Here is a 16,232-nt window from a genome sequence, read left to right as displayed (position 1 = left end):
GGGGGGGTGAGGGGGTCACAGGTCGGGTCTTCCCTCGTCGGGGGTGGAGGCGAGCGCGTGGAAGCGTCGGGCGATCCGGCCCGCGCCCGCGGCCAACCGGCCCGCCTCGACCGCGTACCGCATCGCGGTCGCCATCGCCACCGGGTCCTCGGCCCGGGTCACCGCGCTGGCCAGCAGCACCGCGTCGCAGCCCAACTCCATGGCCAGGGCCGCGTCGGAGGCGGTGCCGATGCCCGCGTCGAGGATCACCGGGACGTCCACGCCCTGCCTGATGAGCCGGATGTGGTGCGGGTTACCGATGCCGAGCCCCGACCCGATCGGTGAGCCGGCCGGCATCACCGCGGCACAGCCCACGTCGGCGAGGCGGCGGGCCAGCACCGGGTCGTCGCTGGTGTACGGCAGCACGGTGAAGCCGTCGGCGACCAGCTCCTCGGCGGCGCGGAGCAACTCCACCCCGTCGGGCAGCAACGTCCGCTCGTCGCCGATCACCTCCAGCTTGACCCAGTCGGTGTCGAACGCGTCCCGGGCCAGCCGGGCCACCTTCACCGCCTCGGTCGCGGTGTGGCAGCCGGCGGTGTTCGGCAGCAGCCGTACCCCGCACCGGTCCAGCAGCTCCAGCAGCCCGCCGGTGGAGCCCGGCGCGGTGCCCACCCGCCGCAGCGCCAGCGTGACCAGCTCGGTGCCGGACGCCCGGATCGCCTGCTCCAGGACGTGCAGGTTCGCGGCACCGCCGGTGCCGAGGATCAACCGCGAGGTGAACGTCTCCCCGCCCAGCTCGAACGGCATGCCGCTCACCCGCCCTGTGCCGCGGTGAGGACCTCGACCCGGTCGCCGTCGCGCAGCGCCGTGGCCGGCCAACCGGTCCGGGGTACGACCTCACCGTTGACCGCGACCGCGACCCCACGCTGTTCGGGCACGATGTCGCGGACCAGGTCGGCCACCGACGTGCCACCGGGCACGATGCGTCCGGCCCCGTTCACCGTCAACTCCACCGGTCCCCCTCCATGATGGTCGGTTCAGCTCCGTCCGAGCCCGCGCCGCCGAACCGGTCGGCCCGCAACGGCGCGAGCAGCGGGTCGGAAGCGCCGCCGAGCACCAGGTCCGCGATCAGGTCGGCGGTGATCGGAGCGAGCACGATGCCGTGCCGGTGGTGCCCGGTGGCGGCCAGGACGTTCGGTCGGCCGGGCAGCGGCCCGAGGATCGGCGCGTTGTCCGGTGTGCCCGGACGCAGCCCGGCGACCGCCTCGACCAGGTCGTACTCGGCCAGCTCGGGCAGCAGGTCGATTCCGGCGCGGAGCAGGCGCTGCACGGCACCGGCGGTGACCGTGGTGTCCGCTCGTTCCTCGACCGTCGCGCCGACCACGACCTCGCCGCCGGCACGGGGCACCAGGTAGACGGGTTCGCCGTCGGCGTACCCCCGGATCACGTGCCGGAAGCCCGGCGCGACGCCGTCGGGCGCGCGGAGCCGGAGGATCTGGCCCTTCACCGGCCGCACCGGCAGGCCGGTGAGTGCCGCAGCGCCACAGCCGGCGGCGACCACGGTGACCTCGGCATCCACATCGGACAGGTGCCGGACCGCTTGCGGCACGAACACCGCGCCGGCCCGTTGCGCGGCCACGCGCAGCGCCGGCACCAGCAGTCGGGGGTCGACCTGGTGGTCGGTGGGCGCGAGCGCGCCGCCGCGCACCCTCGGGGCGAGCGCCGGTTCGCGGTCGCGCAGCTCGCTGGGGCGCAACGGGGTCACGGGCAGACCCAACCCCTGTTGGTACGCCCAGAGCCGGCGCGCCTCGGCCAGGTCGTCGCCGGTCAGGCCGACCATCAGGGTGCCCTCGGTCCGGTAGCCGATCTCGACTCCGGTCACCTCGGTCAACTCGGTCGCGAACCCCGGCCAGCGGGCGGCGGACGCCAGCAGCAACTCGGTCAGTTGCCGCTCACCGAAGTACGCCTCGGCGACCGGGGAGAGCATGCCGGCGGCCACCGCGGAGGCCCCCGATCCGGGTGCCGGATCGTGCACCACCACCCGAAGCCCTCGGGCGGCGCAGCGCCAGGCGATGGACAGCCCGATCGGCCCTGCCCCCACCACCACCACATCCGCAAGGAAGGGCCCCCTGTTAACGGCTTTTGTAGAGGAAGGGCCTCCTGCTAACACGTCAGTGCCCGGAGCAGCTCGGCCGCCGCCCGCGCCGGATCGGCGGCGGCGGAGAGGGCACCGACGACCGCCACCCCGTACGCCCCGGCGGCCCGCAGCGCCGGCACCCGCGCGGCGGTCACTCCGCCGATCGCGATGACCGGCACGTCGACGGCGTCGACGACGGCGCGTACCCCGGCCGGCCCGATGGGGTCGGGTAGACCGGACTTGGTGCTGGTGGTGTGGCACGGCCCGACACCCAGGTAGCTGGCTCCGGCCGCGACCGCCGAGGTCGCCGTCTCCGGCGCGCGGGCGGTGGCTCCCAGCACTCCGGCGGGGCCGAGCACCCGGCGGGCGGCGGCGACCGGCAGGTCGTCGGCACCGACGTGCCCGCCGGCGGCACCGACCGCCAGCGCCACGTGCAGCCGGTCGTTGACCAGGCAGGTGGCCTCGTACGACGCGCAGAGCGCCAGCACCCGTCGGGCCAGGTCGTACGCCTCGCGGTCGGTGGCGGAATCCTCGACGCGGACCTGCACCACCAGGTCGGCGCGGGCCGCCGTGAGGGCAGCCCGGACCACGGTGAGCGGGTCGCGCCCGGGTCGGGTGTCGGTGATCAGATGCAGTCGCCCCATGGACGGCACGGCAACGCTCCTCCCTGCGCCGGCATTACCCGGATCAGGTTCGACGGTCGGGGGCTGTCAGCCCCCCTCTCAGCCCGGTACACCGGGCTCCCGTGGGTTACTTGCGTGTCACCGTACGACAGATCCGCCGGTCTGCCAAGGCGGGGTCGGCGGCGTCCGTGCGGGCCGGATGAGCAAGATCGATGGGGCGCTTCATACGGTCCTGTTCGGAATGTCGCCCGCCGTTGCAGAACCGTTACCCGCCGGCATCTTGCCCGACATCGAACCAGCCGAATTAATTTGTTCAGCGATTCGACAAAATGTTGGCGGGGACACCCTGGCACGGTGTCACCACCGGCTCCATCAGGGAGGGTCTTCGGCGAGCCGGCTCCCGCGATCTCTGTCACTACGACACAGGAGGCGGCGTGTCCCGTTCTCGTCGTGCCCGCGTACCCATCACCGCAACCCTGATCTCCCTGGCCATGGCCTCGACCACCCTGTTCGGCACCCCCGCACAGGCGGCCGCCCAGGTCCCCCCACGTGAGGCGCCGGCCGGCGCCCCGGTCAGCCAGGTGGTGCCGAAGGCACCAAAGGCAGCGGCCGATCCCTTCTCCGTCCTGATCTTCTCGAAGACCGCCGGCTTCCGGCACGACTCCATCCCCACCGGCATCGCCGCCATCCAGCAGCTCGGTGCCGCCAACGGATTCACCGCTGACAACTCCGAGGACGGCGCCGCATTCAACGACGCCAACCTGGCGAAGTACAAGGCGGTGATCTGGCTCTCCACCACCGGTGACGTGCTCAACGCCGAGCAGCAGGCGGCGTTCGAGCGCTACGTGAAGGCCGGCGGCGGCTACGTCGGCATCCACGCCGCGTCGGACACCGAGTACGACTGGCCCTGGTACGGCGACCTGGTCGGCGCGTACTTCGCCAACCACCCGCAGAACCAGCAGGCCACCGTGAAGGTGGAGGACCACGCGCACCCGTCCACCGCCGAGTTGCCGGACCGCTGGTCCCGGTTCGACGAGTGGTACAACTACCAGACCAACCCGCGGCCGGACGTGCACGTGCTGGCCAGCCTGGACGAGAAGAGCTACACCGCGGGCGCCGGCGCGATGGGCGCCGACCACCCGATCGCCTGGTGTCAGGACTACGACGGTGGTCGGTCCTGGTACACCGGTGGCGGCCACACCCGGGAGTCGTACGCCGAGCCCGGCTTCCTCTCCCACCTGCTCGGCGGCATCCGCACCGCGGCAGGTGTCCAGGACGCCGACTGCGGCGCCTCGAAGACCTCGAACTTCGAGAAGGTGGCGCTGGACAGCAACACCAGCAACCCGATGGAGTTGGACATCGCCCCCGACGGGCGGGTCTTCTACATCGAGCGTGACGGTCGCGTGCAGATCATCAAGCCGGACACCGGCAACACCGTCACCGCCGTCGACCTGGACGTCTTCACCGGCAACGAGGACGGCCTCATCGGCATCCGGCTCGACCCGGACTTCGCCACCAACAACTGGGTGTACCTCTACTACGCCCCGAACGACGGGGTCACCCGCAACCTGCTGTCCCGGTTCACGGTGACCGGCGACACCATCAACCCGGCCAGTGAGAAGCAGGTGCTGCGGGTCGACACCCAGCGCAACACCTGCTGCCACGCTGGCGGCAGCATGACGTTCGACAGCGAGGGCAACCTCTACCTGGCCACCGGCGACAACACCAACCCGTTCGAGTCGAACTCGTACTCGCCGATCGACGAGCGGGCGGGCCGCCAGGACTACGACGCGCAGCGCACCTCGGCCAACACGAACGACCTGCGTGGCAAGGTGATCCGGATCCACCCGGAGGACGACGGGACGTACACCGTTCCGGCCGGCAACCTCTTCGCGCCGGGCACCGAGAAGACCCGTCCCGAGATCTACGCGATGGGCTTCCGCAACCCGTTCCGGATCGGCACCGACCCGAAGACCAACACGCTGTACGTCGCGGACTACGGGCCGGACGCCAACTCCGACAACCCGAACCGCGGCCCTCGGGGCCTGGTCGAGTGGAACGTCGTGACCCCCGGCAACTACGGCTGGCCGTACTGCACCGGGACGAACGAGGCCTACAACGACTACACGTTCCCGTCTGGCCCGAGCGGCGCGAAGTTCGACTGCGCGGCGCCGGTGAACAACTCGCCCAACAACACCGGCCTGACCGACCTCCCGCCGGTCGTGCCGGCGACCGTCGACTACGGGTACGCCGGTGACGCGCGTTACCCGGAGATCGGCGGCGGTGGCGCCCCGATGGGTGGCCCGGTCTACCGCTACGACGCCGACCTCAACTCCACCCGCAAGTGGCCGGCGTACTACGACGGCAAGGCGCTGCTCGGCGAGTGGAACCAGAACAAGATGTACACGATGCAGCTGACCCCCGACGGCAAGTCGTTGGTGGACATCAACCAGCTGCTCACCGGCATGACCATGGTCCGTCCGATGGACTTCGAGTTCGGCCCCGACGGCGCGCTGTACCTGATCGAGTGGGGCAGCGGCTTCGGCGGCAACAACGACAACTCGGGCGTCTACCGGATCGACTACACCGCCGGTGATCGCGCGCCGATCGCGGCGGCGTCCGCCACCCCGACCTCGGGTGCGGCACCGTTGGCAGTCACCTTCTCCAGTGCCGGATCCCGGGACCCGGACGGTGGCACGCTCACCTACGCCTGGGCCTTCGGCGACGGGCAGACCTCCACCGAGGCGAACCCGACGCACACGTACGCCGCGGCGGGCAACTACACCGCCCAGCTCACCGTCACCAACCCGAAGGGCCGTACCGCGGTGGCCAACGTGCCGATCACCGTGGGCAACACGTCCCCGACTGTGACGATCGAGTTCCCGCCGGACGGTGGGTTCTTCGAGTGGGGTGACCAGGTCCGCTACTCGATCAAGGTGACCGACCCGGAGGACGGGGAGATCGACTGTGACCGGGTGAACCTCCAGGTCCTGCTGGGCCACGACGAGCACGCCCACCCGTTGGAGCAGCACACCGGCTGCACCGGCACTGTCCAGACGTCGCTCGCCTCCGGGCACGGCGCCGAGGCGAACGTGTTCGCGGTCTTCGAGGCCACCTACACCGATGACGGTGGCGCCGGCGGGGCCAGCCCGCTCACTGGTCGGGTGATCGAGGTCCTGCAGCCCAAGCGCAAGCAGGCGGAGTTCTTCACCGCCACCGGGCGCGCTCCGGTGAGCACCGGCGGCGGCGACGCCGGCGTGCAGCGGGAGACCGGCGCCGACACCGCCGGCGGCGGGCAGAACATCGGGTTCATCGAGGACGGCGACTGGTGGTCGCTCGCCCCGGCGGACCTGACCAACATCACCGAGATCCGCTTCCGGGCCGCCTCGGCTGCCGCTGGCGGCCGGATCGAGGTCCGCGCGGGTGCCGTCGACGGACCGGTGGTCGCCACGGCGACCGTGCCGGCGACCGGTGCGTGGCAGACGTACACGGACGTGAGCGCGCCGGTCACCGGTGCCGCGAGCGGTTCGCTGTTCTTCCTGGCCCGCGATCCGAACGGCGGCACTGGTTCGCTGTTCAACGTCAACTGGATGGACTTCGTCGGCCGCGGTGTCACCGAGAACGCGCCGCCGGTGGTCAGCGCCACGGCCACCCCGGCCACCGGCACCGCACCGGTCACCGTCGCCTTCGACGGCACGGCCACCGACGCCGAGGGCGACACCCCGTTGACGTACGCCTGGGACTTCGGTGACGGAGGATCGGCGACCACCCTGGACGCCAGCCACACCTACACCAACGCGGGCACCTTCACGGCCACCCTCACGGTGACCGACAGCAAGGGCGCCAAGGCGTACGCCACGGTGCCGGTGCGGGTGGACGCTCCGGACACGTCCTGCTTCGGGGCGCGTTCGGACGACTTCAACGGCAACAGCCTCGACAAGGCCCGCTGGACGAGCGTGATCCGGGAGAACCAGCTCTACTCGGTCAGTGGCGGTGCGCTGCGGCTGCCCACCGGCGTGGGTGACCTCTACGGCGCTCGCAACGACGCCACCAACCTGGTGCTCCAGGCGGCTCCGACCGGCGCCTGGGAGATGACCACCAAGGTCACCCTGCCGGTGACGGCCAACTACCAGCAGGCTGGCCTACTGGTGTACGGCGACGACGACAACTACGCCAAGCTGGACCTGCTGTACAACGGCAGCCGGGCGGTGGAGTTCATCCGGGAGACGGCCGGCACGCCGCGCAACGAGGCCGACGACAGGACCGCCGCACCGGCGGGTGACACCGTGTACCTGCGGATCACCAGCGACGGGACGAACCTGACCGCGGCCTCCTCGGCCGACGGGCAGACCTTCACCCCGGTCGGCCGTTCGGCCGCGCTCGCCGGCATCACCAACCCGCGGATCGGGGTCTTCGCGCTCAACGGAGGCACCGAGGCGCCGGTCGTCGACGCCGCGTTCGACTCGTTCCAGGTCACGCCGGACGCTCCGGCCGGCCCGGTCGACCCGTCGGACGAGTTCAACGGCGACAGCCTGGACAAGTGCCGGTGGGACGCGATCCTGCGGGAGGACCCGACCGGTTACCGGGTCACCGATGGCGCGCTGCGGATCGACGTGCCCAACGGTGACATCTACGGCACCGACAACACCGGGCCGAAGAACTTCATCCTCCAGACCGCGCCGTCGGGCGACTGGACCCTGGAGACGAAGGTCGACGGCAGCCTGCTGAACGAGCAGTACCAGCAGGCCGGTCTGCTCGTGCAGGCGGACGACGACAACTACCTGAAGTTCGACTTCATCGCGGACAACCAGGCCGGCCAGGCGGTGACGCGGCGGATCGAGTTCCGCAGCGAGATCGCCGGGACGGTGCAGAACCCGCAGCCCGAGGCGAGCAGCCTGACCTCGGCGGTGTGGCACCTGCGACTGGCCCGCACGGGCGACACGTTCACCGCGTCGTACTCGGCCGACGGGACGACCTGGACCGCGTTGGAGGCGTTGACCAACACCGCGGTGGGTGCCACCCCGAAGGTCGGATTGTTCACCCTCGGCGCCAACCAGACGGCCTCGAAGACCGCCGCGTTCGACTACTTCCGGTTGAGCACGGAGGTGGCCGACGAGACCGCGCCGGTGACCACGGCGGCGGTGTCCGGAACCCCGACCGACGGGTGGCACACCGGGCCGGTGACGATCACGCTCACCGGTGCCGACGAGGCCGGCGGTAGCGGGCTCGCCAGCACCGAGTACCAGCTGGACGGTGCCACCACCTGGACGGCCTACACCGCCCCGGTGGAGGTCAGCGGTGACGGCGAGCACGAGCTGCGGTTCCGCTCGACCGACAAGGCCGGCAACGTGGAGGCGACCAAGACCGTCTCGGTCAAGATCGACGCCACCGCGCCGGTGACCACGGCGACGTTCGCTCCGGCGAACGACTCCGGCTGGCACAACGGGACGATCCCGGTCGTGCTGGCCTCCACCGACGCCGGTTCCGGTGTCAAGACGGTGGAGTGGTCGCTGGACGGTGGAGCGTGGACGCCGTACACGACGCCGGTCGAGGTGACCGGTGACGGGCAGCACGAGTTGCTGTACCGCTCGACCGACAAGGCCGGCAACGCCGAGACGCTCAAGTCGGCGGTCTTGAAGATCGACGGCACCAAGCCGACGCTGCTGGTCTCCGGGATCGCCGACGGGCAGCTCTACGGCGACAGCCAGGACGTCCGGGTGTCCTGGCAGGCTGTCGACCCGACCTCGGGCATCGCGACCGTGGTCGGCAAGTTGGACGGCCAGGCGTACGCCAGCGGCACCCTGCAGGCCATGTACGAGCTGTCGCTCGGCCTGCACGAGCTGACCGTGACCGCGACCGACAAGGCGGGCAACGAGACCACCTCGACGGTCCGGTTCTTCGTCACCACCTCGTTCCGGGACATGCAGGGTCTGCTGGACCGGTTCAAGGCGACGGGTCGACTCTCGGCCAAGGCGCACAAGCAGTTGACCAACAAGCTCGACGCCGTCCGCAAGTCCGAGGCGGCCGGTGACGACAAGGCGGCGGTGCGGCAGCTGACCGCATTCCGGACGCTCGCCTCCGACACCGCACTGGTGGGCGAGGCGGAGGTTCGGGACGTCCTGATCCGGGACGCCGACGCCATGATCGTTCGGCTCGGCGGCGCGGCCAGCAAGGCCGGGGTCAAGGCGAACGACGGCGAGACGGTCAAGGGCACGGGACGGCTCGGTGGCGATGCCACCCGGCTCGCGCCCGGTCGTCAGCTCTGATCCGACGAGGCCCCTCTCCGACGCTCCGGTGTCGGGGAGGGGCCTCCCTCATCCGTAGGGAGGAGATGTCCGTGACGGGTATCCGCAAGGTGTTGGCCGCCGTGGTCGTCGGGCTGGCTCTGACCCTGTTCGCCGCTGCCCCGGCGGCCGCCCAGGCCGACAAACTCAAACTCGTGGTGGCCGGCGACGGCGCCGAGGGGGTCACCATCCAGGCCACCTACACCGATGGGCGTCGACTGGACCAGGTGGTGCGCTTGGTCCTCACGGCCACCGGCCCGGACGGGCAGAAGGTCGGGCCGGTGCAGTTGGAACCGCAGCCCGAGGGACAGGGCTTCTACAGCAGCGGCGCGGTGCTCACCGCCGGCACGTGGAAGGTGAAGGTGAACTCCCCTGCTCCGCTGCCGGGCGAGGCCACCGCCACGGTGCAGGCCCGTGCCGCGCAGTCTCCGCCGGCACCCGAGCCGGTCGCGGTGAACAAGCCGGCTGACGGCGCGGGCGGTGCGGGCTGGTGGCCGTACGCGGCGGCGGGCCTGGTCGTCGTCGCCCTGGCGATGGGGGTGGCCATGCTGTTCGGCCGCCGCCGCACCACCAACTGACCGACAGGCGTTTCACCAACCGGGCCGGGCCGCGATGAGCGGCCCGGCCCGTCGCCGTCTGACCGGCTCGTGATCGACTCGGCTTCCCTGAAGTCGGGGTGTCCAGCGCAACAGGTCACCCCGACTTCAAGGAACGCGAGTGGATCAAGCGCGGCGCGCGCCCTCGAGCAACGGAACCGGCACGGCACCGCGCTCAGAGGATGGCGCGCAGCGCCGCCAGATCCTCGTGACTGGGTTCCCAGGTGCCGGCGGCGGCGTTGGCGAGGACCTGTTCGGGGGTGGTGGCACCGGCGATCACCGAGGTCACCGCCGGCTGAGCGGCCAGCCCACCGATCGCCACCTGGAGCATGCTCAGACCCCGCTCGCCCGCGTACGCCTCGATCGCCTCGATGGTGTCCCAGTCGGCTGCGGCGAGCCGCTCGGTGTACCGGCCACCGCCGGAGAGCCGGCTGCCTGCGGGCGGCTGAGCCTCGCGCCTGTACTTGCCGGTGAGCAGACCGTTGGCGAGCGGGAAGAACGGCAGCATCCCCAGGCCGAACCGCTCGCAGGCCGGGATCACCTCGGTCTCCACGGACCGCTCCAGCAGGCTGTAGTGGTTCTGCGCGCTGATGAAGCGGGCCCGTCCGTTCGACGAGGCGACCCAGTCCGCGTCGGCGATCTGCCAGCCGGTGAAGTTGGAGTTGCCCAGGTAGCGCACCTTGCCGTCGCGGACCAGGTCGTCCAGGGCGGCGAGGGTCTCGTCGATCGGGGTGCCCGGGTCGGGTTCGTGCATCTGGTACAGGTCGATGTGGTCCGTGCCGAGCCGACGCAGCGACGCCTCGACGGCGCGGGCGATGTAGCGGCGCGAACCCCGGGCCCCGAAGTCCGGCCCGTTGAGGCCGTTCATGTCCATGCCGAACTTGGTGGCCACCACCACGTCGTCCCGGCGGCCCTTGAGCGCCTGCCCGAGCAGCTCCTCGGAGCCGCCCTGCGGCTCGCCGTAGATGTCGGCGGTGTCGAACAGGTTGATCCCGGCGTCCAGGGCCGCGTCCACCACCGCGCGGGTGCCGTCGAGGTCGAGCTTGCGGCCGAAGTTGTTGCAGCCGATGCCGACCACGGAAACCACGAGCCCGGAGTCGCCCAGCCGGCGATAGGTCATCTCAGTCACGAGATCCACCCTATGCCGGCTGGACGCGCCCCACCCCGGAGGCAGCTCAACCGACTACTTCACTGACCACCTCACGGGCGGCACCGATGGTGACGATCAGCTCAGCGGAGCCATGGCCGACGGACCGGCCCTCCAGGGGCCGCCAAGGCGATCAACGCCCAGCGGCCCCCGGAGACGCGCGCAGAGGCTCGAGATCAGCAGGAGCGGGTGTTGTAGGTGGCCCAGTAGGGGCCGCCCTGCGGCGGGTAGAACCTGTAGTTCCCGTCGGGCGAACGCTGCAGGACGAACTCGTGCGCGCTGTACGAGCTCCGGGAACCCCGTGCCCCGTGGTAGATCACGTAGGGCCACCCGTTCAGGTTGTCGTGCTGCACGAGCTTGTCGCCCGCCTTCGTCCAGCTGTTCCGACCAGCGGAGCCGTCCGCGCCGAGGCCCTTGTCGCGCTGGAAATTCCTCGTTGCGGCATCGGTCTGGTCGCCGAAGTGGCCATCGATCCCGGACGAGGGCAGATATCCATTCGCCCAGAGAATGGTCTGCCACAGACAGGTGACGTTCGAGCTGCGGTGCGTGCTGACGTTGACGACGCCCTCGTCATCGAAGTCGTCAGGTACGGCACCGGCGCCGTGGACGTACGCCCTGCCGGTGTAGGAGCCGCTGGCCGCAGCCGGCGTGGCGAGGGTGACGTTGATGCCGATGACCAACGCCGCGCCGGCCACGGGGACCGTGGCTTTACGGAGCACGCGGCGGATGGAGTGGAGCGAAGACATGCATCTCCTTGCCTGGATGGGGCTGGATACCTCGAATGGGCGATGGGACGGTAGAACGGTAAGGTGGGGCCGGTACATCCGCCGCACAACTGGCGTACAGGTCACCCGCCCGCCCCCGTCATCCCGGGTGCGGTGCGCCTGGTGACGGATCGCAGCGCCCATCTGTGAGGTGCCTGGTTGCGTTTCGAAATCCTTGGCCCGCTCCGGGTGTACCGCGGAGGCCGGCCGGTTCCGCTGGGCTCGGTGAAGCAGCGTCTCCTGTTGGCCACCCTGCTACTGCGTCCCAATGAGGTCGTCGGCACCAACGAGTTGGCCTTGATGCTGTGGGGCGACGAAGAGCCGGCGTCGGCTGCTGCGAACCTACGCACCTACGTGGGCGGGCTACGGCAGTCGCTGGGCGACGGGGCGTCCTGGGACGGGATAACCGCTGTGGCGGGCGGCTACCGGCTCCGGGTGGGCCCTGACGAGCGGGACCTGGACCTGTTCGACGCCGCCGCGGCCCGGGGGCGCGACGCTCTCGCCGCCTCCGATATGGACCGTGCCGAGGCCGAGTTCTCTGCCGCGTTGGGACTTTGGCGCGGGGCACCACTGTCGGACCTGCCCCTGCGCTCGGCGCTGGCCAGGCGGGTGGCGCAGTTCGACGAGCGCCGGTTGCTCGTCGAGGAGGACTACGCCGAGGCGGTGCTGGCGCTCGGCGCACCGGCCGACGTGGTGCGCCGCCTGCGGGCCCTGCTTGACCTGCACCCGCTACGGCAGCGGGCCTGGGGCCAGTTGATGGTGGGCCTGTACCGCATCGGAGACGTGGCCGGTGCGTTGGACGCCTTCCGGCAGGCTCGGCAGGCGCTGGCGGAGGAGACCGGCCTCGATCCCGCACCGGAACTCGTCAAGGTGTACGACGACATCCTGCATCACCGGCCGGGTTTGGTGGCGCAACCACCGTCGGGGTCGGACGGGCCGGTGCCGGGAGCGCACCTCCTGCGCCCCGAGCAGTTGCCGCGCGCGGTACCGGAGTTCGTTGGCCGCAGCGCCGAGATGGCCAGCCTCGACGCGCTACTGGACGGCGGCGTGCAGAGGTCGAGCACTGTGGTCATATCCGCGCTGTCCGGCATGGCTGGAATCGGCAAGACCGCCCTGGCCCTGCACTGGGCGCATCGGGTTGCCGACCGTTTCCCCGACGGCCAGCTCTATGTCAACCTGCGGGGTTACGACGAGGCCGGGGTGGTGTCCCCGCTCGACGCCCTGTCCGAATTCCTCGAAGCGCTCGGCGTGCCCCACGCCCGGATACCCGCCGGCATGGAGGCCCGGACCGGTCTCTACCGCAGCCTGCTGGCCTCCCGGCGGATGCTCGTGGTGCTCGACAACGCTCGCGACTCCGCCCAGGTTCGCGCCCTGTTGCCCGGTGCCGGCGGCTGCATGGTCGTGGTCACCAGCCGGGACCGGCTCGGTGGCCTGATCGCCACCGAATCTGCGGTGCCGTTGACACTGGGCGTGCTCACGGCGGAGGAGTCGATGAGCCTGCTCGCCGGCCGGCTCGGGGCCAGCCGCCTTGCCTCCGAGCCGGCCGCGGTGGCCGCCATCGTCGAGGCCGCTGGCCGGCTTCCGCTGGCGCTGGCCATAGTGGCGGCACGGGCCGCCACCCATCCCACGTTTCCGCTCGGCGCCATCGCCGCCGAATTGCACTCCACCGAGGCGAGGCTGGACGTGTTGGCGGACGGGGACGTGCGGCGCGTCTTCTCCTGGTCGTACCTGGCGCTGGGGCAGGACGCGGCCCGGTTGTTCACTCTGCTGGGGCTGCATCCGGGCCCGGACCTGACCGCCGCCGCGGCCGCGGCACTCGCCGGGGTGCCGACCACCGTCGTTACGCCGCGACTGCGGGAGTTGGCGCGGCTCAATCTGCTGGCCGAGCACATGCCTGGCCGCTACGCCTTCCACGATCTCCTGCGCGCCTACGCAGCCGAACTCGCGGAGTCGTCGGAGCGCGCCGACGAACGCACGGCCGCCCGACAGCGCCTGTACGACCACTACCTGCACGCCGCCTACCCGGCCGCGCTACTGCTCCAGCCGCAGTGGCCCCCGATCGAGCCGGTGCCGCCGCTGCCCGTACCCACCAGGCGGCCGGTGACCGATCACGGCGGCGCGCTCGCCTGGTTCACGGCGGAGCATCGCGTGCTGATTCGGCTGGTCCGGCAGGCCGCCGAAAACGGGTTCGAGGCGTACGCCTGGCAGCTCGCCTGGGCGTTGAACACCTTCGTCGCGCCACGTGGCCTCTGGCAGGATCAGCTCGACATCCAACGGGTCGCGCTGACCGCCGCAGAGAAGATCGACGACCTCGCCGGTCAGGCTGCCGCCAACCGGCTGCTCTCCCGCGCACTGACCCGACTCGGCGACCGCGATGCCGCCGAGCACCGGCTGAGGCGCGCACTCGAGCTGCACGAACGCCTCGGCGATCCGACTGGCCAGGCACAGACGCTGCACAACTACTGTGAACTCTGCTATCTGGACGGCCGGATCGACGAGGCCCTCGCACACGCTCGCGAGGCGCTGCGGCTCTACCGGCTGGTCGGCAACCGCTCGGGTGAGGCTCGGACACTCAACGCGGTCGGTTGGCTGCTGGCCACCACCGGCGACTATGTCCAGGCCATCGAGAGCTGCACCGAAGCACTCGAACAGCAACGACGGAGCGGCGATCGCAACGGCCAGGCCGCGACGCTCGACAGCCTCGGCTTCGCCTACGACCACCTCGGTGAACGCGACCGCGCGGCCGACTGCTACGAGCAGGCGATCCAACTCTTCCGCGACTCCGCCGACCGCTACCACGAAGCGGAGACCCTCATCCGACTCGGGGACACCCGGGAAGGGATGGGCGACCTGACCGCTGCCGCCTTCGCCTGGCACCAGGCCGTGCGGATCTACGAGGACGTGGGCGATCCCGCAGCCGCGGAGGCCCGCAGCCGCCTCGAACGCCTGGTTCCGTCCTAGCCTGCCGGGCAGGGCACTCCGGCGGCCCACAACCGGTCGGGCAGGCTGGCGGGGGTCACCCGACGTCCCAGACCGGCTCCGGGGTCTCCACCACCTCGTTGTCGCCCCGGAACAGCACGAACCGGTCGAAGGACCGGGTGAACCATCGGTCGTGGGTCACCGCGACCACGGTCCCCTCGAAGGCGTTCAGGCCCGCTTCGAGAGCCTCCGCGCTGGCCAGGTCGAGGTTGTCGGTGGGTTCGTCGAGCAGCAGCAGGGTCGCCCCGGACAGTTCCAGCAGCAGCACCAGGAAACGGGCCTGCTGCCCGCCGGAGAGCGTGCCGAAGCGCTGGTCGCCCTGCGCGGCCAACTCGTACCGGCTGAGCACACCCATCGCGGCGTGCCGGTCCATCCCGGTGCGGTGCTCGTCGCCCCGCCAGAGGATCTCGACGAGCGTCTTGGACATCAGCTCCGGCCGGTCGTGGGTCTGCGAGAAGTGCCCGGGGCGGACCCGCGCGCCGAGCCGTGCCGTGCCGTCGTGTGCCACCGCCGCGAGCGCTCCCGCCCCGTCGACCGGCCCGTTCGCCGGATCGGGGTCGGTGCCGCCGCGGGCCAGCAACCGCAGGAAGTGGGACTTGCCGGTGCCGTTGGCACCGAGCACCGCCACCCGATCGCCGTACCAGATCTCCAGGTCGAAGGGGAAGGTCAGGCCGTCGAGCTCAAGCTGCTCGCAGACGACCGCACGCTTGCCGGTCCGCCCGCCGCTGAGCCGCATCCGGATGTCCTGGTCCTTCGGCGGTACGGGCGGCGGCCCGGCCTCCTCGAACTTGCGCAATCGGGTCTGCGCGGCCTGGTAGCGCGAGGCCAACCCGTCGTTGTACGCGGCCTTCTGCTTGTACATCAGCACCAGCTCGCGCAGCTTCTGGTGTTCCTCGTCCCAGCGCCGACGCAGCTCGTCGAGGCGGGCGTGGCGGGCAACTCGGGCGTCGTGCCAGCTGGCGAAGCCGCCCGGGTGCACCCAGGCGCTGCCACCCTCGACGGCGACCACCCGGTCGGCGCTCTGGGCCAGCAGCTCGCGGTCGTGCGAGACGTAGAGCACCGACTTGGTCGACTCGCGCAGTCGCGCCTCCAGCCAGCGCTTGCCGGGCACGTCGAGGAAGTTGTCCGGCTCGTCGAGCAGCAGCACCTCGTCCGGGCCGCGCAACAGCAGCTCCAGGGCGAAGCGCTTCTGCTGACCGCCGGACAGGGTGCGCACCGGCCGGTCCCGGACAGCGTCCCAGGGTTGGCCGAGCACGATCGTCGCGACGGTGTCGAAGAGCACCTCGGCGTCGTAGCCGCCGGCCTCGCCCCAGGCGCCGAGCGCGTCCGCGTACGCCAACTGGGCCTTGCCGGCGGCGTTGCTGAACTTCCCGCGGGCCTCGGCCGCCCGCATGGCCGTCTCGGTCTCGCCGAGCCGACGGCCGGCGTCGCGCAGTGCGGGCGGGGCCAACGACAACGCCAGGTCGGCGAGCGTCGACTCGTCTCCGATCATGCCGATGAACTGGCGCATCACGCCCAGCCCACCGGCGCGTGCGACGACGCCGCTGCGTACCGGCAGGTCGCCGGCGACCATCCTCAGCAGCGTCGTCTTCCCCGCGCCGTTCGGCCCGACCAGGGCGATCTTGGCGCCCTCCCCCACCCGGAACGACACGTCGGCGAAGAGTTCCCGACCGTCGGGCAGGATGTGCCCGACCCCTGCCACGTCCACGTATCCCACGCGGGG

At 71.2% G+C, this 16,232-nt stretch carries 10 protein-coding genes and 1 riboswitch; of the genes, 3 read left to right on the top strand and 7 right to left on the bottom strand.

Translation table 11 applies throughout. The annotated features are described in order from the left end of the window. Nucleotides 1-15: 15 nt before the first annotated feature. From ABGB10_RS15055 to thiE, 4 genes are all read right to left on the bottom strand, one after another. The gene (locus ABGB10_RS15055) at nt 16-795 is read right to left on the bottom strand and encodes a thiazole synthase (protein WP_347661449.1); all 780 of its coding nucleotides are present in this window, start codon (nt 793-795) and stop codon (nt 16-18) included. Continuing rightward, nucleotides 792-992 (bottom strand): sulfur carrier protein ThiS, encoded by a 201-nt coding sequence (gene thiS, locus ABGB10_RS15050; protein ID WP_347661448.1) that lies wholly within the window; start codon nt 990-992, stop codon nt 792-794. Before thiS ends, ABGB10_RS15055 begins: the two co-directional genes overlap by 4 nt. After that, complete coding sequence (gene thiO / locus ABGB10_RS15045; protein WP_347661447.1) at nt 983-2,149, bottom strand: glycine oxidase ThiO; 1,167 nt, start codon at nt 2,147-2,149, stop codon at nt 983-985. The genes thiS and thiO overlap by 10 nt, the downstream gene beginning before the upstream one ends. Then, entirely contained in the window at nt 2,143-2,769 is a 627-nt protein-coding gene (thiE, locus tag ABGB10_RS15040; protein ID WP_347661446.1) for a thiamine phosphate synthase, read from the bottom strand. The genes thiO and thiE overlap by 7 nt, the downstream gene beginning before the upstream one ends. Further along, nucleotides 2,764-2,873, bottom strand: a riboswitch (TPP riboswitch). It overlaps the preceding gene by 6 nt. A gap of 300 nt (nt 2,874-3,173) precedes the next feature. Between thiE and ABGB10_RS15035 the strand changes: the two genes are divergently transcribed. Together ABGB10_RS15035 and ABGB10_RS15030 are read left to right on the top strand one after the other, a co-directional pair. After that, nucleotides 3,174-9,005 carry a ThuA domain-containing protein gene (locus ABGB10_RS15035; protein WP_347661445.1) on the top strand — a complete coding sequence of 1,944 codons (5,832 nt, stop codon included), beginning with the start codon at nt 3,174-3,176 and terminating at the stop codon, nt 9,003-9,005. A 71-nt stretch (nt 9,006-9,076) separates the two neighbouring features. Further along, a complete protein-coding gene (locus ABGB10_RS15030; protein WP_347661444.1) occupies nt 9,077-9,601 on the top strand; it encodes a hypothetical protein in 525 nt (174 codons plus the stop codon). 193 nt (nt 9,602-9,794) lie between these two features. On the opposite strand, the gene ABGB10_RS15025 is transcribed toward ABGB10_RS15030, so the two are convergent. Further along, entirely contained in the window at nt 9,795-10,757 is a 963-nt protein-coding gene (locus tag ABGB10_RS15025; protein WP_347661443.1) for an aldo/keto reductase, read from the bottom strand. A gap of 185 nt (nt 10,758-10,942) precedes the next feature. Continuing rightward, nucleotides 10,943-11,512 carry a peptidoglycan-binding domain-containing protein gene (locus ABGB10_RS15020; RefSeq protein ID WP_347661442.1) on the bottom strand — a complete coding sequence of 190 codons (570 nt, stop codon included), beginning with the start codon at nt 11,510-11,512 and terminating at the stop codon, nt 10,943-10,945. 243 nt (nt 11,513-11,755) lie between these two features. Between ABGB10_RS15020 and ABGB10_RS15015 the strand changes: the two genes are divergently transcribed. Further along, nucleotides 11,756-14,491, top strand: coding sequence for a BTAD domain-containing putative transcriptional regulator (locus tag ABGB10_RS15015; RefSeq protein ID WP_347661441.1), 2,736 nt, complete (start codon nt 11,756-11,758; stop codon nt 14,489-14,491). A 55-nt stretch (nt 14,492-14,546) separates the two neighbouring features. Here the strand turns inward: ABGB10_RS15015 and ABGB10_RS15010 are convergent, their stop codons facing one another. Then, complete coding sequence (locus ABGB10_RS15010; protein ID WP_347661440.1) at nt 14,547-16,226, bottom strand: ATP-binding cassette domain-containing protein; 1,680 nt, start codon at nt 16,224-16,226, stop codon at nt 14,547-14,549. Between the last annotated feature and the right edge of the window lie 6 nt (nt 16,227-16,232).

The organism is Micromonospora sp. B9E7 (assembly GCF_039871815.1).
Lineage (GTDB): Bacteria > Actinomycetota > Actinomycetes > Mycobacteriales > Micromonosporaceae > Micromonospora.
Note: the sequence above shows the minus strand (reverse complement) of the source record. Positions and strands in the feature narration are given on the sequence as shown.

Bases quoted from the DNA above. Each gene is read 5' to 3' on its own strand.
- ABGB10_RS15020 (WP_347661442.1), bottom strand. From the start codon at position 11,512: ATGTCTTCGCTCCACTCCATCCGCCGCGTGCTCCGTAAAGCCACGGTC.